Raw genomic sequence first — 17,990 nt, 5'->3', positions numbered from 1 at the left:
CAGGCCACCCCCGGGGGCGGGATACTGGAGTCATGCGGTTGACGGTCTTCTGGCAGCGGATGGCGGAACACTTCGGTCCGGGGTACGCCGACACCTTCGCGCGCGATCATGTGATGACGGAGCTCGGTGGGCGCACGGTGCACGAGGCGCTGAACGCGGGCTGGGACGCCAAGGACGTGTGGCGTGTGGTGTGCACCGTGATGAACGTTCCGGGCGAGCGGCACTGAGACGGCGTGGACATTCCGGGGAGACGTTGCGACCGGTGGGCGTGTATATCTCCCGAAAGTGGCACTGACCGGTCACGAAGATCGCAGGACGGCAGCCATTGTCAGTCAGGTGGGCGAGACTTGCTCCGTGGCACCCACTGACGAGTCCGGGCAGGCAGCCCAGCACGCATCTCCGCTCGGCACGACGCCTCCCACGCGGCCCCCGGCCGACGGCCCCGGGCCGAACGCCCGCATGCCGCGCTGGCTGCCGCGGGCCATGGTGCTCGCGCTCGCCCTCATCGCCGTGTTCCAGTTCGGCAGTTGGGCCTTCCACCAGCTGATAGGCCTGCTGACCAACATTCTCATCGCGTTCTTCCTGGCTCTGGCCATCGAACCCGCGGTGAGCAAGATGGCCGCGCGGGGCATGCGCAGGGGGCTCGCCGCCTTCTTCGTCTTCTTCGGTGTGCTGATCGTGACCGCCGGCTTCGTCACGCTGCTCGGATCCATGCTCGCGGGCCAGATCATCAAGATCGTCGAGGATTTCCCGGACTACCTCGACTCCGTCATCGCCTGGATCAACGGGCACTTCCACACCGAGCTGAAGCGGGTGGACGTCCAGGAGGGGCTGCTGCGCTCCGACTGGCTGCGCAACTACGTGCAGAACAGCGCCACCGGCGTCCTGGACGTCTCCGCCCAGGTCCTCGGCGGCCTCTTCCAGTTGCTGACGATCGGGCTGTTCTCGTTCTACTTCGCCGCGGACGGCCCCCGGCTGCGCCGCACGATCTGCTCCGTCCTGCCGCCCGCCCGCCAGGCCGAGGTGCTGCGCGCGTGGGAGATCGCCGTGGACAAGACCGGCGGCTACATCTACTCGCGCGGTCTGATGGCGCTCGCCTCCGGAGTCGCGCACTTCGTCCTGCTCCAGGCCCTCGACGTGCCGTACGCGCCCGTGCTCGCCGTGTGGGTCGGCCTGGTCTCGCAGTTCATCCCGACCATCGGCACCTACCTCGCGGGCGCCCTGCCCATGCTGATCGCCTTCACGGTCGATCCCTGGTACGCGCTGTGGGTGCTGGTCTTCGTGGTGATCTACCAGCAGTTCGAGAACTACGTCCTCCAGCCCAAGCTGACCTCGAAGACCGTCGACATCCACCCCGCGGTCGCCTTCGGCTCGGTCATCGCGGGCACCGCCCTCCTAGGCGCGGTCGGTGCCCTGATCGCCATTCCGGCGGTCGCCACCCTGCAGGCGTTCCTGGGGGCGTACGTGAAGCGGTACGCCGTCACCGACGACCCACGGGTGCACGGTCACCGGAGGCGGGGCGAGGGGCCCTCGCCGGTCACGCGTGTGCGTGCGCTGTGGCAGCGGCGGCGGCCGGAAACCCAGGACTCCGCCGACGGCGACGGCTCGTCCTGAGGGTGCGGGTTCAGTAGGTGAGGGCGGCCCACATCGCGGCGCCGATGACGGCCGTGACGTAGGAGCCGATCGCCGCGTACAGGAGCCGTCGCCGTAGTGGCTCGCTCCAGGGCGTGCGCGACAGCAGCCAGGCCAGTGCGGGCAGGACCAGGACCGCGTGCAGGCTCACACCGTGCAGCGGCTTGAGCGGGGCGGTCGAGTGGTAGGCCGCCTCCTGGTGGCCGGTGCGGGTGAGGACGACACCGCGCGCGATCATCGCGGCGCCCGAGGCGAGCGCGACCAGCAGGATGGCGAAGCCCGACCGCACCGCCAGGTCCATCCCCGCCGGGCCCGAGGGCCGGTGGCGGAAGGAGGCGACCGCGAACACCGTCAGCAGCACCACCAGGACGCCGCCGCCCACCGCCAGCGTCATGGACACCGCCGTGTCGAAGGGTGTCTCCATGTCGAGGTGCGAGGGCACCCCGCGCCACGCCTGGAGGGTGATACCGCCGACCTCCACCACACAGTCCGCCGCGAACACCGCGAGGAGCAGGGCCCGTGTCCGCGGGCCGAGGCGCAGATACGACGTGACCCAGGTGACCGCGATCAGGGTCACCCCGAAGGACACCCCGAACGTCACCGGCTTGCGCCAGGAGACCGGTCCGTCCCAGGGGCCGCCGTCCACGGCGACCCCAGGGGCCGCCGTCCACGGCGAACACCACCAGGTGCGCGAGCCCGGAGAGGACCAGGAGAAGACCGGTGATGTGGCACAGACGCTCCACGCGGCGAGCACCGCCTGCCCGCCGCCGTACCGACGTCCCGACCGGCGCCGCGGAAGCATTCGTCACGGCCGGGTCCATCACGCCCGCGCTCCCTTCCGGGCCAGGCAGGCCGCGGAGAGACGGTCGCCGATGTCCAGCGGCATGGTCGCGCCCAAAGCGATGAACAGGCCGACACCGAGGGCGAGCCCGGTCGTCCAGCCGTTCGTGCGCCAGGCCGGCAGGGCCGCCGCCGCGAGCGGGATGACGAGGCCGGGCGGCACGGGGGTGGTCGAGGTCGCTTCTCGGGTGCTCGTCGGGGTCTGCATGGCACAAGACTTGCGAGAACGGCCCGTCCGGTCGTCGTACCGCCGAAGGCACCTGAAGTACGCCGGGGGAAGTAGCCGCAAGGGGATCGGAGGAAGCCGCCGGAGCGGGCAGCGGGAAGTGTCCCGGGTGCCGCGTGGTGCGCTTGACACGAAAATCGAACATCCATTCATATGGAAGCTCCGGCGATGCCAACTACGGGCGTTTTGACATGGTTCGCATGGAGAAGTCCCCTAGTTATCCACAGGCTGGACGGGCGTCGGGGCGCATTGTCAGTGGCAGGCGTTAGCGTCTTTGACGTGAAGCGATCGACTCAAGCAAACCGGGTGGAACCCATGGCAGGAACCGACCGCGAGAAGGCATTGGATGCCGCTCTCGCACAGATTGAACGGCAGTTCGGCAAGGGCGCCGTCATGCGCCTCGGCGAGCGGCCGAACGAGCCCATCGAGGTCATCCCCACCGGGTCGACCGCACTCGACGTCGCCCTCGGTGTCGGCGGCCTGCCGCGTGGCCGCGTGGTGGAGGTGTACGGACCGGAGTCCTCCGGCAAGACCACGCTGACCCTGCACGCGGTGGCCAACGCGCAGAAGGCCGGCGGGCAGGTCGCCTTCGTGGACGCGGAGCACGCCCTCGACCCCGAGTACGCGAAGAAGCTCGGCGTCGACATCGACAACCTGATCCTCTCCCAGCCGGACAACGGCGAGCAGGCCCTGGAAATCGTGGACATGCTGGTCCGCTCCGGCGCCCTCGACCTCATCGTCATCGACTCCGTCGCAGCGCTCGTCCCGCGTGCGGAGATCGAGGGCGAGATGGGCGACAGCCACGTCGGTCTGCAGGCCCGTCTGATGAGCCAGGCCCTGCGGAAGATCACCAGCGCGCTCAACCAGTCCAAGACCACCGCCATCTTCATCAACCAGCTCCGCGAGAAGATCGGCGTGATGTTCGGCTCCCCCGAGACCACGACCGGTGGCCGGGCGCTGAAGTTCTACGCCTCTGTGCGACTCGACATCCGCCGCATCGAGACGCTGAAGGACGGCACCGACGCGGTCGGCAACCGCACCCGCGTCAAGGTCGTCAAGAACAAGGTCGCGCCGCCCTTCAAGCAGGCCGAGTTCGACATCCTCTACGGCCAGGGCATCAGCCGCGAGGGCGGCCTGATCGACATGGGCGTGGAGAACGGCTTCGTCCGCAAGGCCGGCGCCTGGTACACGTACGAGGGCGACCAGCTCGGCCAGGGCAAGGAGAACGCGCGCAACTTCCTGAAGGACAACCCCGACCTGGCCAACGAGATCGAGAAGAAGATCAAGGAGAAGCTGGGCGTCGGCGTGCGGCCCGAGGAGCCTGCCGCGGAGCCGGGTGCGGACGCCGCGGTGTCCGCTGCCGCGGACGACGTCGCGAAGGTGCCGGCTCCGGCGGCCGCGAAGGCGACGAAGGCCAAGGCTCCGGCCGCCAAGAGCTGATCCCGTGACACGGCGAACCGACTGGGCCGAGTACGAGGACGCTCCGCGAGGGTGGAGCGGAAAGGGCGACAGGGGTTCTGCTCGGCCGGACGGCGACGGGTACGGGGACGGCACGGGGCACGGAGCGGACGGGGGACACGGCCGTTCGGTGTCGTACGGCGACGACTTCGCTCACGGCGCCGGTCCGTCCTACCGCGGCGACCGTTCCCACAGTGACGGGGGGACGTACGGCGACGGTGGGCCGGGCGGCGACGAGTCCGGTGACGGGGCGGCGCGTGGTTCCGGGGCGTTCGGTCGGAGCTCGCGTCGAGGCGGAGCACCTGGCGCGGGCGGTACCCGCGGGCGTCGGCAGCGCCGGCGCGGCTTCGGGGACTCGCCCGGTGAGGACGGAGGCGGCCCCTCCTTGTCGAGGGCCGAGCAGGGGGAGCCTCCGGCGGACCCGGTGGAGCGGGCGCGGGCGATCTGTCTGCGCCTGCTCACCGGGACCCCGCGCACGCGGAAGCAACTCGCCGACGCGCTGCGCAAGCGGGAGATTCCCGACGACGCCGCCGAGGAGGTGCTGTCGCGGTTCGAGGAGGTCGGGCTGATCAACGACAGCGCGTTCGCGGAGGCCTGGGTGGAGTCCCGGCACCACGGCCGGGGACTCGCCCGGCGGGCGCTCGCCCAGGAACTGCGCACCAAGGGCGTCGATCCCACGCTGATCGACGCGGCCGTCTCGCAGCTCGACTCCGAGCAGGAGGAGACGACGGCCCGCGAACTCGTCGACCGCAAGCTGCGCGCGACACGTGGCCTCGACCGCGACAAGCGACTGCGCCGTCTCGCCGGCATGCTCGCCCGCAAGGGCTACTCCGAGGGGTTGGCATTGCGGGTGGTCCGGCAGGCGCTGGAGGAGGAGGGGGAGGAGACGGAGTTCCTCGGCGACGAGGGGTTCTGAAACGGGGGATCTTCGGCGAGCCGGTCCATCGGGGCTGGGGCAAGGGACGCCGCGTGGGAAAGGGCTACGCCTGGCGCGGGTGGAGGCATCGCCGAGCAGGCAGGACCGGGCGTCCCTGGCGGGCAGCGGGCCCGGGTGACCTCGGGGACGTGACCTGTGGTGGGGCCAGGAGTGTCCCTGACCAGGAAACGCCCGTCACCAGCATCCTCCGCCCGCCCCTACCTCTCGCCGACCTCGTGCAAGAGGCTCGCGGCGGCCGGCCCTGGGGAGACATCCCCCGGTAGCGACCCTGGGCTGCAGGACCGCCGAGGAGCAGGCAGCAGGAGCAGGGCAGTGCCGACCAGACCCTGTGCCCGTGCCCACCCTCCTCGACGGCCGCAAGGAGCTGCGCCCCCGGGGGCCTTACTGCCAGTCCTCCGGCCGCTCCACGTGCTCCAGTCGCAGGATCTGGCCCGTGCGGCTGTAGCGGCGGATCTGGGGGAGGGGCGGGTAGTAGGCGTGTACGGAGATCGCGTGGGCTTCGGTGGACTCGTTGAGGACCTCGTGGACGTGGTGCTGCCCGAAGGAGCGGCCCTTGCCGGTGGGCAGTCGTCGCTCGCGGTCGATCTCGTCGGAGAGTTCGAGGGTCTTCCAGCCGTCGGCGGGCAGCCGGGCGGCGAGGGAGTTCTCCTTGAGCTCGCCCGCGGCGGTGATGAAGGCGCCGACGGACTCGGCGTGGTCGTGCCACCCGGTGCCGGTGCCGGGCGGCCAGCCGATCAGCCAGGCCTCGCTGCCGCCGGGCCCTTCCAGGCGCACCCAGGTGCGGCCTTCGGGGTCGAGCGGAAGCGAGTCGATCAACTCGGCATCGGCGGCGGTGCGCCGTACGAAGTCGAGGAGTTCGGCCTGGGTGGGCGGCGCGACGGCGGCGGAGACCGAGGGGAAGGCGGGGGAGACAGACACGGGTACCGTCCTGAGAAAGTTCGCGACAGCGTGCCGTCGCACAGGCGCGGCACGCGGGAAAGATGGAGAGGCGAATTCAGCAGGACGGGCGACACACGCAACCCGCATAGCGGACGAGGTCCATATGGACCCTCCGCCACAGGCGCACACAGGTGTCGGTCACGATCCGGAGTACACCATGAGGGCCCGAGGCCTTTCAACTCACTGTCACTATGTGGACGCACAGTGACAGTGAGCACGTCAACGCGAGCCGGCCCCCGCGTCCGCCCCGGTCTTCGCCGGAGGTCCTCCGAGCGCCGTCTCGGCCGCCGAGTACAGGTCGGCCGGGCGGACTCCGCCCAGTGCCGTGACGAGGTGGCCGTCGGGCCGGACGAGGAGAATTGTGTGCGGGGCCGCGCCCGGGTACTCCTCGGCGACCAGGAGCTCGGCGGAGTGCGGCAGCGCGGTCACCGCCGCGACCAGGCGGGGCATGATTCCGGCGGTCACCCAGTGCTTGCGCTCCCACACCCCGGTGCCCGGCGCGATCAGGACGACGAGCAGCGCGCCACGGCCGAGGCGCTCGCGCAGCCGTACGAACGAGCCGTCCTCGGCGGTGACCCGCACATCCGCGACCGGCGAACCCGGGAGCGTGTCCACGGGCACCTCACCTTCGAGGTGCAGGGGCGCGAGGGGCGAGTCGGCGTACGCCCCCGGCGCGCCGAGCGGGCCGCGCCCCAAGTGACCATCCGTGAGCAACGCGTCGTGGCCGCGGGCCGAGCCGGGGACCACCGAGCGCAGGCCCCCCCCGCCGCGCAGCAGCGGCAGCGCCTGGTCGGCGGCGCGCAGCCGGCCGGCGACGACCGCGCGCCGCTCGGCCTGGTAGCTGTCGAGAAGGGCCTCGTGGGGGCCGTGGTGCCAGGCCAGGGCCAGTTTCCAGGCGAGGTTGTCGGCGTCCCGGAGGCTCTCGTCGAGCCCCTGTGTGCCCAGCGCCCCGAGGCAGTGCGCCGCGTCCCCGGCGAGGAAGACCCGCCCGGCGCGCCAACGGCGGGCCAGCCGGTGGTGCACGGTGTGGACTCCGGTGTCGAGGAGTTCGTACGGCGGTGTCGAACCGCCCGTCCAGCCGGCCAGGGTCTCCCGGACGCGGGCGACCAGGAGCTCGGGTGTGACCAGGTCCTTGCCCGGCGGCAGCAGCCAGTCCAGGCGCCACACGCCCTCGGGGAGCGGGCGGGCGCTGATCTCGCCGGCCGACGGTCCGGACGTCCGCCACGGCGGCATCCGGTGGAGCAACGCCCGGTCCTCCCAGGGGAGTTCCACGCGCAGGGCGGCGACCGCGTGGCGTTCCACGGCCGTACGGCCCGGGAAGCGGATGTCCTCGAGCTTGCGCACGGTGGAGCGCGTGCCGTCGCAGCCGGCCAGGTAACTCCCGCGCCACCACGTGCCCTTGGGGCCGCGGGTGTGGGCGGTGACGCCCGAGGGCTCCTGCTCGATGGTGTCGAGACGGCTGTCCGGGATCAGCTTGACCAGCCGCTCCTCGGCGAGGGCGGTGCGCAGGGCGCCGGTGAGGACGTGCTGGGCGAGGTGCAGGGGGGCGTCCCCGGCCTCGTCGAAGTCGACCTCGCGCGTCACCTGCTTGCGACGCATCGACCGCCATCCGGACCAGTGCACACCCAGCTCGGTGACCGGCACCCCGGTCAGCCGTGACATGAGGGCTGCGGTGTCCTCGTGCAGGACGGCGGTGCGCGCCAGGCGGGGTTCGTCCTTGCCGGGACCCTCGTCGAGGACCACGGAAGGGACCTCCTGACGCGCCAGCGCCAGGGCGAGCGTGAGCCCGACGGGCCCCGCTCCGACGATGATCACCGGGTCCACGGCGCGGCGCCCCCTGCCCGCAGCGGAATGCCGGGAGATGTATGTGAACAGGAGGTTGGAGCAGGGTGCGCGATCACAGAACGTATGCAACCTATTGCCGGTGCTTGCGTCAAGTGACGGAGGCAGTGGCGATCATGCCACTGCCTCCGTGTCGTCCGGGTGGACCGTTCAACCCACTTGACTGACTGTCAGAATCCGCCGCCGGTGTTCTCGCCGGTTCCGTAGGCACCGCGCACCGCCGCCGGGTTGACCTCCACCGTGTCCTCGCCGAGCACCGCCCCCGTGCTCTTCTTGCTGCGCCGCAGCCGGCGCTCCAGCCAGCCCGCGAAGCTGGTCAGGGTGAAGTTCAGCGCGATGAAGATCAGCCCCACGACGATGAAGCTGGGGACGACGTTGGCGTAGTTGGCCGCCAGCGTGCTGCGGGAGTTGAGCAGTTCGGTGAAGCCCAGCATCACGCCGCCCAGCGCGGTGTCCTTCACGATGACGACCAGCTGGCTGACGATGGCCGGGAGCATCGCGGTGACGGCCTGCGGGAGCAGGATGCTGGACATCGTCTGGCCCTTGCGCAGACCGACCGCGAAGGCCGCCTCCGTCTGCCCCTTGGGCAGTGAGAGGATGCCGGCCCGGACGATCTCGGCGAGCACCGAGGCGTTGTAGAGCACGAGGCCGGCGACAACGGCGTACAGGGGCCGCTGCTCACTGCTGACGTTCGTGTACTGGACGTAGAACTGGTTGGCGAACAGCATCAGCAGCAGGACCGGGATGGACCGGAAGAACTCGACCACCGTGCCGGCCACGCCCCGCACCCAGGCGTGGTCGGACAGCCGGGCGATGCCGAAGACCGCGCCCAGCGGCAGGGCGATCACCATGGAGATCGCCGCGGCCTTGAGGGTGTTGCCCAGGCCCGGCAGCAAGTAGGTCGTCCAGGCCTCACCGGTGGTGAAGGGCTCCCAGAGGTTCCACTCCAGCTGCTTCTTGTCGTCCATCTTCTGCCACAGCCACCACAGGAGGAGGACGAGCAGGAGGGCGAAGACGATGGACAGGACGACGTTGCGCCGTTTGGCGCGGGGTCCCGGAGTGTCGTAGAGGACCGAGCTCATCGCTTCACCGCCAGTCGCTTGGCGAGCCAGCCGAGGAGGAGGCCGGTCGGCAGGGTCAGTACTACGAAGCCGAGCGCGAAGACCGCGCCGACGGCGAGCGTCTGGGCCTCGTTCTCGATCATTTCCTTCATCAGGAGGGCGGCCTCGGCGACGCCGATCGCGGCCGCCACGGTGGTGTTCTTGGTGAGCGCGATGAGCACGTTGGCCAGCGGGCCGATGACCGAGCGGAAGGCCTGCGGCAGCACCACGAGGCGCAGGGTCTGGCTGAAGTTCAGCCCGATCGCGCGCGCCGCCTCGGCCTGGCCGAGCGGCACCGTGTTGATGCCGGAGCGGATCGCCTCGCAGACGAAGGCCGCGGTGTACGCGGTGAATCCGAGCACCGCCAGCCGGAAGCCCAGGGTGTCGAAGTTGTCCGCCGCGCCCAGCGTCATGCCGAAGATGTCGGCGAGGCCGAGCGAGGAGAAGACGATGATGACCGTGAGGGGGATGTTCCGGACGATGTTGACGTAGGCGGTGCCGAAGCCGCGCATCAACGGGACCGGGCTGACCCGCATCCCGGCCAGCAGGGTGCCCCAGATCAGAGAGCCGACGGCGGACAGGGCGGTGAGTTTCACCGTCATCCAGAACGCCCCGAGGACGTCGTAACCTTCAAGAAAGTCGAACACGATCTCCCGCGCTTCCGGGTGTGTGGCGTGTGTGGCGTACATGGACAGGCGCGGCGCGCCGCCGCCCTGATCGCGGCGGGCGGCGGCGCGCCGGTGGGTCCCCGCGTTACTTGACGATGACGCCGATCTTCGGGGCGGGCTCGTTCTTGTAGCCGGCCGGGCCGAAGTTCTTGTCGACCGCCTTCTGCCAGGAGCCGTCGCTGACCATCTTCTGCAGGGCGGCGTTGACCTTGTTCAGGGTCGCGGTGTCGCCCTTCTTCACACCGATGCCGTAGTTCTCGTTGCTCAGCTTGAGGCCGGCGAGCTTGAACTGGCCCTGGTATTTGTCCTGCGCAGCGAAGCCCGCGAGGATCGAGTCGTCCGTGGTCACCGCGTCCACGGCGCCGCTCTGCAGGCCGGCGATGCACTCGGAGTAGCCGCTGTACTGCCGCAGCTGGGCCTTCGGGGCGAAGTCGTCGTGGACGTTCTGCGCCGAGGTGGAGCCGGTCACGGAACACAGCTTCTCGCCGTTGAGGTCCGTGGCCTCGCTGATCTTGGAGTCCTTCTTGACCAGCAGGTCCTGGTGGGCCAGCAGGTACGGGCCGGCGAAGGCGACCTTCTGCTTGCGCTCGTCGGTGATGGAGTAGGTGGCCGCGATGAGCTTCACGTCGTTACGGGCGAGCGCGTTCTCGCGGTCGGCGCTCTTGGTCTCGACGAACTCGATCTGGTCGGGCTTGTAGCCCAGCTGCTTGGCCACGTACGTCGCCACGTCCACGTCGAAGCCGGAGAAGGAGCCGTCGGGCTTCTTGAGGCCGAGGCCGGGCTGGTCGTACTTGATGCCGATCTTGATCGTGCCGCCACCGCCGGAACTCGAACCGGAGCCCTCGTCCTTGCTGTCGCCGCCGCAGGCGGTCGCGGACAGGGCGAGGGCGAGAACGGCGGCCGAGGCGGCGGTGACCTTGCGGAGCTTCATGATGAACATCCTTTGGGTGGTGAAGAGAGTCGAGCCGTCGGTGGTCGATCCGGGTGGCACGTCAGCTGTGCGCTACGTCAACGATGTGACTCGTCAACGGTGTGACACGTCAGTGGTGCAGGATCTTCGACAGGAAGTCCTTGGCACGGTCGCTGCGCGGATTGCTGAAGAACTGGTCGGGCGCAGCCTCCTCGACGATCCGTCCGTCCGCCATGAACACCACGCGGTTTGCGGCCGATCGTGCGAAACCCATCTCGTGCGTGACGACGATCATTGTCATGCCGTCGCGGGCGAGCTGTTGCATGACCTCCAGCACCTCGTTGATCATCTCGGGGTCGAGCGCCGACGTGGGCTCGTCGAAGAGCATGACCTTGGGGTCCATCGCCAGGGCCCGGGCGATGGCGACACGCTGCTGCTGACCGCCGGACAGCTGGGCGGGGTACTTGTCCGCCTGGGTGGCGACGCCGACCCGGTCGAGCAGGGCGCGCGCCTTCTCCTCGGCCTTCTTCTTGTCGGCCTTGCGGACCTTGATCTGGCCCAGCATCACGTTCTCGAGCACGGTCTTGTGCGCGAAGAGGTTGAAGGACTGGAAGACCATGCCGACGTCGGCGCGCAGCCGGGCCAGTTCCTTGCCCTCCTGGGGCAGCGGCTTGCCGTCGATGGCGATCGAACCCGTGTCGATCGTCTCCAGGCGGTTGATGGTGCGGCACAGGGTGGACTTCCCGGACCCGGAGGGTCCGATGACCACGACGACCTCGCCGCGGGCGATCGTCAGGTCGATGTCCTGGAGTACGTGCAACGCGCCGAAGTGCTTGTTGACGCTCTTCAGGACGACCAGTTCGCCGGTCGCGGCCGCGTCTTCCTTGGCCACCGATACTTCGGTCATCGCTTACTGGCTCCGTCCTCCTCGGTTTCGGAGGACAGTAGTGACCCCATGCGACCAGCGTCATTAGTCTTGAGGGGAATCTGAGCATCACGATCCGATAGCAATCGGACACGTGTCGTAGCACTTGTGACCAGTAGCCATATCGGCCGGGTAACGGAACCCCGCCGCAACCGGAACCCTCTTGACGCCGTCCTCATCCATCAGCATGACTGCACGATGCGCACGCGCGCATGCGGAAGCACATTTCTACCTGTTCACTGCCTATTCAGATAGTACGTCCGATGGATAAAAGGGGGGCCGGGGTGAGACTTCTCCTCGTCGAGGACGACAACCACGTGGCCGCCGCGCTCTCCGCGGTGCTCGCCCGGCACGGTTTCGACGTCACGCACGCCCGCAGCGGCGAGGAGGCACTCCAAGCGCTCGTCCCCGAGGGCGACGGCTTCGGCGTCGTGCTGCTCGACCTCGGTCTGCCCGACCAGGACGGCTACGAGGTGTGCGGCAAGATCCGCAAGCGCACCAGCACCCCGGTGATCATGGTCACCGCCCGCTCCGACGTCCGCTCCCGCATCCACGGGCTCAACCTCGGCGCCGACGACTATGTGGTCAAGCCGTACGACACGGGGGAGCTCCTCGCCCGCATCCATGCCGTCAGTCGGCGCACCGTCCATGAAGACGCGCCCGGCGGCGCGGACACGGCGCTGGTCCTCGGCGCCGTACGCATCGAACTGCCGACCCGTCAGGTCACCGTGGACGGCACGGTCGTCCAGCTCACCCGGAAGGAGTTCGACCTCCTCGCGCTGCTCGCCCAGCGGCCCGGTGTGGTCTTCCGGCGCGAGCAGATCATCAGCGAGGTCTGGCGCACCAGCTGGGAGGGGACCGGGCGGACGCTGGAGGTGCATGTGGCGTCCCTGCGCGCGAAGCTGCGGATGCCGGCGCTGATCGAGACGGTGCGGGGGGTCGGGTACCGGTTGGTGGCGCCGGGGGTGTGAGGCAGTGGGGGTCGGGGGCCCGGCGGCGCCTCGGGGCCCGGAGCTGTGCGAGGCTCGGGGGAGGAAAACGGGTCGGGTGAGGGACGGTGGCTGTGGGCGCGGGTGAGCCGGGCGGTGAGGGTGCACGCGTGGGTGGCCGAGGTCGGGGGCGCGGCGGTCCGGCGTATCGGGGTCGTCCGGGTGCCGGGGTTCGGCCGTGCCGGGGTGCGGTACCGCCCGCACCTCGACATGCCGCTCGTGTGTGCTGGGGCTCGCGGCCGCGGTCCGGGGCGTAGGCGGGGTCGTGCGTACACGTCTGCTTCCGCTGCTCATCGTCCTCATGGCCGCCGTACTGCTGGCCCTGGGCGTGCCGCTCGCCATCGGTGTGGCCTCCGCGCAGCAGCAGAAGGTCGTCGTCGACCGGATCGACGACACCGCGCACTTCGCCGCGCTCGCCCAGTTCGTCACCGACGCCTCCGACGAGCGCCTGGAGACCCTGGAGAGCGAACTCGCCAGCTACTACAAGGTCTACGGCATCCGCGTCGGTGTCTTCTACGACGGTGACGTACCCATGGCCACGGCGCCCCGCGGGTGGTTCCTCCCCCGGACGGGCGAGGTGCGCGACGCGTTCGGTGAGGCCCTGCTCAGCCGCCGCAGCCAGGACCCCAAGCAGGTGTGGCCCTGGCAGCGGGGCCGGCTGGTCGTCGCCTCGCCGGTGATCCGGGACGGTGACGTCATCGCGGTCGTGGTCACCGACTCGCCCACCGGGCCGATGCGTTCACGGATCCTGCACGACTGGCTCGTCATCTTCGCGGGCGAACTCGCCGCCATGCTGCTGGCCGTGGGCGCCGCGCTGCGGCTGACCGGCTGGGTGCTCAGGCCCGTACGGGTCCTCGACGCCACCACGCACTCGATCGCGAGCGGGGCCCTGAAGTCCCGGGTCGCGGTCGCCGGCGGGCCGCCCGAACTCCGGCGCCTGGCAAGGTCGTTCAACGAGATGGCGGACAACGTCGAGGACGTCCTGGAACAGCAGCGGGCCTTTGTCGCCGACGCGTCCCATCAGCTGAGGAATCCGCTCGCCGCCCTGCTGCTCCGTATCGAGCTGCTCGCCTTCGAACTCCCCGAGGGCAACGCCGAGATCGCCTCCGTGCAGGCGGAGGGAAAACGGCTGGCCCAGGTCCTCGACGACCTCCTCGACCTCGCGCTCGCCGAGCACACCGAGGCGCACCTGAGAGTCACCGACATCGGCGAACTCACCGCCGAACGCGTCGCCGCCTGGACACCCACCGCGGAGGCCAAGGGAGTGCGGCTGGTGGGGAGTTGTCCGCCCACCACCGCCTGGGCCGACCCCGTAACCCTCTCCAGCGCCCTCGACGCGGTCATCGACAACGCGCTCAAGTTCACCCCGGAGGGTGAGACCGTCGAGGTCACGGTCGCCGCGGACGGGGAGACCTCGACGGTCGTCGTCGCCGACCGCGGACCAGGGCTCACCGACGAGGAACTCGCGCGGGTCGGCGACCGGTTCTGGCGCAGCGGACGGCACCAGAACATCAAGGGGTCCGGCCTCGGACTGTCCATCTCGCGGGCACTGCTGGCCGCCGGGGGCGGCGCGATCTCGTACGGCCACCATGAGCCGCACGGGCTGGTCGTGACCGTCTCCGTGCCCCGCAGCCGTCCTACGGCTTGACCGAGCGGTAGTAGCGGCGGGCGCCGTCGTGGAGGGGGACCGGGTCGGTGTAGATCGCCGTGCGTACGTCCACCAGCTGGGCGGAGTGGACGTCGTGGCCGATGCCGTCCCTGCTCTTGATCACGGTCCGGGTGAGCCACTCGGTGAGCTCGGGGTCCATGTCCTTGCGGGTGATCAGCAGGTTGGAGACGGCCATCGTCGGGACGGTCCTGTTGTTCTGGACGGACGGGTACGCCGACGCCGGCATGTTGGTGGCGCGGTAGTAGCGGGTGGGCGCGCCCTCTGTGTGCAGCTTCGCCACGAGGGAGGGCTCGATCGGGACGAAGCGGAACGCGGAGCGTTCGGCCAGCAGCTTGAGGCCGTCGGTGGGCACGCCGCCGGACCAGAAGAACGCGTCCAGGCCGTGGCCGAGGAGCCTGGGGCCGGTGTCGATCCCCTGGGCGCTGGGCCGGATGTCCTTGTCCGGGTCGATGCCGGCGGCGTTGAGCACGCGGTCCGCTATCAGCCGTACGCCGGAGTTGGGGGCGCCGATGGAGACGCGTTTGCCCTTCAGGTCGGCCAGGGTGCGGATGTCCGAGTCGGCGGGGACGACGAGCTGTACGTAGTCGTCGTAGAGGCGGGCCACGCCGCGGAGCTGGTCGGCGCCGGGGTCGCCGTTCTGCTGGTACGTCTCCACCGCGTCGGCCGCGGCGATGGCGAAGTCGGCCTTTCCGGTCGCGACGAGTCTGACGTTCTCCTGGGAACCCGCGCTGGTCTCCAGTTCCACTTTCAGGTCCGGCATGTCCTTGTGGATCTCGTCGCGGAGGAGCCGGCCGTACTTCTGGTAGACGCCCGCCTTCGTGCCCGTGCTGAAGGTGATCGTGCCGGTCGGGGGGCTCTCACCCAGTGGGAGCAGCCACCACAGGAGCAGACCGAGGGCCACGAGGGTGGCGGCCGCGGTCTGGAGCGCCTGGCGGCGGGTGGGGCGGGGGAACGGCTTGGGCATGGCGGTGATCCTGCCAGGGGGGATGGGGGGCGGCCAGTAGGGGTGCGGGTTCGGTGGGGGCGGGCGTCTTTGCGCAGTTCCCCGCGCCCCTGGATGCCTGCGGCGGCCTGTTCCGGTCCGGTGGGGGCGGGTGTAGCGCGTGGGGTTTGGTGGGTGGGTCGGTGCCGGGGTGGGGGTGTCCGTCCTCGGTCCGGCGGCTCGGCTGCTTTGGCTGTGCTCGGTGCCGGACGCCGGCCGCTGCGGGCGGACACCCCCCCACCCCGTCCCCTTCGCGCCGTACGCGGCCAACGGCCCGTCGTGGCGCGCGGTCCGTGAACGGTCCGTCGTGGCGCGCGAGGTAGCGAACGGCCCGTCGCGGCGCAGGTGACTGCAACCCCGTTAGGGGCGCGGGGAACTGCGCGACCAACCCCCACCGGCCCGCACCCGCCCCACAACCTGACCCGGCACCCCAATAGGCGCCCGGTTCAAGCCCAGCGCAGCGGCACCGCGGGGAACTGCGCGACCAGCCCCCACCGGCCCGCACCCGCGACAGCCCTTCAGGCCCCGTCCCGCCCCACCGACGCCTCCGCCACCCGCGAACCGCTCTCCGCTGCTGTCGGAGACTCGCGGTGGGCCGTCAGTCTCGTTGCCAGGGGCTCTGTGTAGCGGGCCGTGAGGGGGCCGAAGATGACCAGGATGAGGACGTAGGCCGTGGCCAGGGGGCCGAGGCTGGGTTCTATGCCGGCCGAGACCGCCAGGCCCGCTATGACGATCGAGAACTCGCCGCGGGCCACCAGCGCGCCGCCCGTGCGCCAGCGGCCCTTGGGGGAGATTCCGGCTCGGCGGGCCGCCCAGTAGCCGGTGGCGATCTTTGTGGCTGCCGTGACCAGGGCCAGGGCCAGGGCGGGGAGCAGGACCGGGGGGATGCTCGCCGGGTCCGTGTGGAGGCCGAAGAAGACGAAGAAGACCGCGGCGAAGAGGTCGCGCAGGGGGCTCAGGAGAGTGTGGGCGCACTCCGCCACCTCGCCCGAGAGGGCTATGCCGACGAGGAACGCGCCCACCGCTGCGGACACCTGGAGTTGCTGGGCCACGCCTGCCACCAGGATCGTCAGGCCCAGGACCACCAGGAGGAGCTTCTCCGGGTCGTCGCTGGAGACGCAGCGGGAGATCAGGCGGCCGTAGCGGACCGCCACGAAGAGGACCAGGCCGGCCGCCCCGAGGGCGATCGCCAGGGTCAGGCTTCCGGCCAGCAGCCCCGCGCCGGCCACGAGGGCGGTGACGATGGGCAGGTAGACCGCCATCGCCAGGTCCTCCAGGACCAGGACGCTGAGGATCACCGGGGTTTCCCTGTTGCCGACCCGGCCGAGGTCGCCCAGGACCTTGGCTATGACGCCCGAGGAGGAGATCCAGGTGACGCCCGCCAGGACCACCGCCGCCACCGGGCCCCAGCCGAGGAGGAGTGCGACCGCCGCTCCCGGGAGGGCGTTGAGGGCGCCGTCGACCAGGCCCGAGGGGTAGTGGGCCTTGAGGTTGGTGACCAGGTCGCCCGCGGTGTATTCGAGGCCGAGCTCCAGCCGGTCTCGGGGGGAGTCGAACTCCTCGTGCGCGACAACGGCAGGGGGCTGGGCAGAGCGCCCGAAGGGGCCGGGATCCAGGGGATGCGGGAGCGGGCGCTGCTGGTGGGGGCGGTGTTCTCGGTGCGGGCCGGTCCCGGGCAGGGGACGGACGTGCGGTTGCGGATACCGGTCGCCGCGGGGGCGCGCTGATGCGGGAGCCCGCGTGTGCTGCTCGCCGACGACCACACCCTCGTACGACGAGGGGTCCGGCTGATCCTGGAGGGAGAGCCGGACCTCACGGTCGTGGCCGAGGCGGGCGACGGCGCGGAGGCGGTGGAGCTGGCACGCGCGCGTGAGGTCGATCTCGCCGTACTGGACATCGCCATGCCGCGGATGACCGGGCTCCAGGCGGCTCGCGAGCTGTCCCGGCGGCTGCCGGACCTGCGGATCCTGATCCTGACGATGTACGACAACGAGCAGTACTTCTTCGAGGCGCTCAAGGCCGGGGCCGGCGGATACGTGCTCAAGTCCGTCGCCGACCGTGATCTCGTCGAGGCGTGCCGGGCCGCCGCACGCGACGAGTCCTTCGTCTACCCCGGTGCCGAACGGGCCCTCGTCCGCTCCTACCTGGACCGGCTGCACCGCGGTGACGACCTGCCCAGGCGGGCCGTCACCGAACGCGAGGAGGAGATCCTCAAGCTGGTCGCCGAGGGGCACACCACGAAGGAGATCGGCGAGCTGCTGTTCATCAGTGCGAAGACGGTCGAGCGGCACCGCGCGAACCTGCTGCACAAGCTGGGGATGCGGGACCGCCTGGAGCTGACCCGGTACGCGATACGGGCTGGGCTCATCGACCCCTGAGGCCGGCCCTGACACCTCGGACACTCCGGCGTCGCCGGATCACGTACGTGCCCGCCAGCCCGGCCCCGCCGAGCGCCAGCGCCACTCCCACGGCCCGCTCCCAGCCGGCCGGCCCCGTACTGCCGCCGACGCCCCCCTGCACACCGAGCGTCGGAAGCGGCGTGTCCGCACTCACGTCGGTGTCGCCCCTGTGCGGCAGCACCTCGCAGGCGATGCCGTCGTCCCGGCCCTGGTCCTCGTCGAGCCGGTTGGGGTCGGAGCGGTCGAGGTCGAACTGCTCCTGCGCGTCCTCCTGGAAACGGAAGTCGACGCAGTCCAGGTCGCCCTGTGCGTGTGCGACGCCGGTCAGCGGTCCGGCGGTGGCCAGGACGGCCAGCGCGGCGCCGGTGAGCGTGATGCGTATTGCCATGGGTCGTGCCTTTCGGGTGGGGCCGGAACAGCCGTCACCACGACGCTAGGGACGCGCCCCGCATCCGGCCCGTCGAGCTGGGCCGA

The 17,990-nt window shown here is 70.5% G+C and carries 18 protein-coding genes and 1 pseudogene; 7 read left to right on the top strand and 12 right to left on the bottom strand.

Features of this window, described 5'->3' with window-relative positions:
• Positions 1–32: 32 nt before the first annotated feature.
• Both ACZ39I_RS39035 and ACZ39I_RS39030 read left to right on the top strand, forming a co-directional pair.
• Positions 33–227: a DUF3046 domain-containing protein gene (locus ACZ39I_RS39035; protein ID WP_467250082.1), complete on the top strand. Its 195-nt coding sequence runs from the start codon at positions 33–35 to the stop codon at positions 225–227.
• Between the two features lie 127 nt (positions 228–354).
• Positions 355–1,614: an AI-2E family transporter gene (locus tag ACZ39I_RS39030; protein WP_467250080.1), complete on the top strand. Its 1,260-nt coding sequence runs from the start codon at positions 355–357 to the stop codon at positions 1,612–1,614.
• 10 nt (positions 1,615–1,624) lie between these two features.
• Here the strand turns inward: ACZ39I_RS39030 and ACZ39I_RS39025 are convergent.
• Positions 1,625–2,453 (bottom strand): annotated as a pseudogene (locus tag ACZ39I_RS39025) (hypothetical protein).
• Complete coding sequence (locus tag ACZ39I_RS39020) at positions 2,453–2,680, bottom strand: hypothetical protein (protein ID WP_467250078.1); 228 nt, start codon at positions 2,678–2,680, stop codon at positions 2,453–2,455. The pseudogene ACZ39I_RS39025 and the gene ACZ39I_RS39020 overlap by 1 nt, the downstream one beginning before the upstream one ends.
• A gap of 333 nt (positions 2,681–3,013) precedes the next feature.
• Between ACZ39I_RS39020 and recA the strand changes: the two genes are divergently transcribed.
• Together recA and recX are read left to right on the top strand one after the other, a co-directional pair.
• Positions 3,014–4,138 (top strand): recombinase RecA, encoded by a 1,125-nt coding sequence (gene recA, locus ACZ39I_RS39015; RefSeq protein ID WP_352382424.1) that lies wholly within the window; start codon positions 3,014–3,016, stop codon positions 4,136–4,138.
• Between the two features lie 4 nt (positions 4,139–4,142).
• Positions 4,143–5,072: a recombination regulator RecX gene (gene recX, locus ACZ39I_RS39010; protein WP_467250076.1), complete on the top strand. Its 930-nt coding sequence runs from the start codon at positions 4,143–4,145 to the stop codon at positions 5,070–5,072.
• A gap of 402 nt (positions 5,073–5,474) precedes the next feature.
• Here the strand turns inward: recX and ACZ39I_RS39005 are convergent, their stop codons facing one another.
• The 7 genes from ACZ39I_RS39005 to ACZ39I_RS38975 form a co-directional block, all read right to left on the bottom strand.
• On the bottom strand, positions 5,475–6,011 hold the full coding sequence (locus tag ACZ39I_RS39005) for a cupin domain-containing protein (RefSeq protein ID WP_467250074.1): 537 nt from the start codon (positions 6,009–6,011) through the stop codon (positions 5,475–5,477).
• Positions 6,012–6,087: 76 nt separating this feature from the next.
• Entirely contained in the window at positions 6,088–6,135 is a 48-nt protein-coding gene (locus ACZ39I_RS39000) for a hypothetical protein (RefSeq protein ID WP_309506048.1), read from the bottom strand.
• 116 nt (positions 6,136–6,251) lie between these two features.
• The gene (locus ACZ39I_RS38995; protein WP_467250072.1) at positions 6,252–7,856 is read right to left on the bottom strand and encodes an FAD-dependent monooxygenase; all 1,605 of its coding nucleotides are present in this window, start codon (positions 7,854–7,856) and stop codon (positions 6,252–6,254) included.
• Between the two features lie 188 nt (positions 7,857–8,044).
• Positions 8,045–8,956, bottom strand: a complete 912-nt coding sequence (locus tag ACZ39I_RS38990; RefSeq protein ID WP_467250070.1) for an amino acid ABC transporter permease — start codon at positions 8,954–8,956, stop codon at positions 8,045–8,047.
• A complete protein-coding gene (locus ACZ39I_RS38985) occupies positions 8,953–9,621 on the bottom strand; it encodes an amino acid ABC transporter permease (RefSeq protein WP_467250068.1) in 669 nt (222 codons plus the stop codon). Before ACZ39I_RS38985 ends, ACZ39I_RS38990 begins: the two co-directional genes overlap by 4 nt.
• A gap of 106 nt (positions 9,622–9,727) precedes the next feature.
• Complete coding sequence (locus ACZ39I_RS38980; RefSeq protein ID WP_467250066.1) at positions 9,728–10,573, bottom strand: glutamate ABC transporter substrate-binding protein; 846 nt, start codon at positions 10,571–10,573, stop codon at positions 9,728–9,730.
• Positions 10,574–10,682: 109 nt separating this feature from the next.
• The gene (locus ACZ39I_RS38975; protein ID WP_352382412.1) at positions 10,683–11,459 is read right to left on the bottom strand and encodes an amino acid ABC transporter ATP-binding protein; all 777 of its coding nucleotides are present in this window, start codon (positions 11,457–11,459) and stop codon (positions 10,683–10,685) included.
• Positions 11,460–11,761: 302 nt separating this feature from the next.
• On the opposite strand from ACZ39I_RS38975, the gene ACZ39I_RS38970 reads away from it, so the two are divergent.
• Together ACZ39I_RS38970 and ACZ39I_RS38965 are read left to right on the top strand one after the other, a co-directional pair.
• Complete coding sequence (locus ACZ39I_RS38970) at positions 11,762–12,448, top strand: response regulator transcription factor (protein WP_403672931.1); 687 nt, start codon at positions 11,762–11,764, stop codon at positions 12,446–12,448.
• A 283-nt stretch (positions 12,449–12,731) separates the two neighbouring features.
• Positions 12,732–14,114, top strand: coding sequence for a sensor histidine kinase (locus tag ACZ39I_RS38965; RefSeq protein ID WP_467250064.1), 1,383 nt, complete (start codon positions 12,732–12,734; stop codon positions 14,112–14,114).
• Here ACZ39I_RS38965 and ACZ39I_RS38960 read toward each other — a convergent pair.
• Positions 14,104–15,099, bottom strand: a complete 996-nt coding sequence (locus ACZ39I_RS38960; protein WP_467250062.1) for a TAXI family TRAP transporter solute-binding subunit — start codon at positions 15,097–15,099, stop codon at positions 14,104–14,106. The genes ACZ39I_RS38965 and ACZ39I_RS38960 overlap by 11 nt on opposite strands.
• A 536-nt stretch (positions 15,100–15,635) precedes the next feature.
• Positions 15,636–16,880, bottom strand: coding sequence for a cation:proton antiporter (locus ACZ39I_RS38955; protein ID WP_467250061.1), 1,245 nt, complete (start codon positions 16,878–16,880; stop codon positions 15,636–15,638).
• Between ACZ39I_RS38955 and ACZ39I_RS38950 the strand changes: the two genes are divergently transcribed.
• Positions 16,860–17,495: a response regulator gene (locus ACZ39I_RS38950; RefSeq protein WP_467250059.1), complete on the top strand. Its 636-nt coding sequence runs from the start codon at positions 16,860–16,862 to the stop codon at positions 17,493–17,495. The genes ACZ39I_RS38955 and ACZ39I_RS38950 overlap by 21 nt on opposite strands.
• Here ACZ39I_RS38950 and ACZ39I_RS38945 read toward each other — a convergent pair.
• Positions 17,482–17,904, bottom strand: a complete 423-nt coding sequence (locus ACZ39I_RS38945; protein WP_467250057.1) for a hypothetical protein — start codon at positions 17,902–17,904, stop codon at positions 17,482–17,484. The two genes, ACZ39I_RS38950 and ACZ39I_RS38945, sit on opposite strands and share 14 nt — an antisense overlap.
• Positions 17,905–17,990 lie beyond the last annotated feature (86 nt).

It is taken from the genome of Streptomyces sp. NPDC024687, from assembly GCF_055559055.1.
The sequence above is the reverse complement of the archived record's forward strand: the minus strand, read 5'-3'. Positions and strand labels throughout refer to the sequence as shown.

Bases quoted from the DNA above. Each gene is read 5' to 3' on its own strand.
- ACZ39I_RS39035 (WP_467250082.1), top strand. From the start codon at position 33: ATGCGGTTGACGGTCTTCTGGCAGCGGATGGCGGAACACTTCGGTCCG.
- ACZ39I_RS39020 (WP_467250078.1), bottom strand. From the start codon at position 2,680: ATGCAGACCCCGACGAGCACCCGAGAAGCGACCTCGACCACCCCCGTG.
- recA (WP_352382424.1), top strand. From the start codon at position 3,014: ATGGCAGGAACCGACCGCGAGAAGGCATTGGATGCCGCTCTCGCACAG.
- ACZ39I_RS38990 (WP_467250070.1), bottom strand. From the start codon at position 8,956: ATGAGCTCGGTCCTCTACGACACTCCGGGACCCCGCGCCAAACGGCGC.
- ACZ39I_RS38980 (WP_467250066.1), bottom strand. From the start codon at position 10,573: ATGAAGCTCCGCAAGGTCACCGCCGCCTCGGCCGCCGTTCTCGCCCTC.
- ACZ39I_RS38975 (WP_352382412.1), bottom strand. From the start codon at position 11,459: ATGACCGAAGTATCGGTGGCCAAGGAAGACGCGGCCGCGACCGGCGAA.
- ACZ39I_RS38960 (WP_467250062.1), bottom strand. From the start codon at position 15,099: ATGCCCAAGCCGTTCCCCCGCCCCACCCGCCGCCAGGCGCTCCAGACC.
- ACZ39I_RS38945 (WP_467250057.1), bottom strand. From the start codon at position 17,904: ATGGCAATACGCATCACGCTCACCGGCGCCGCGCTGGCCGTCCTGGCC.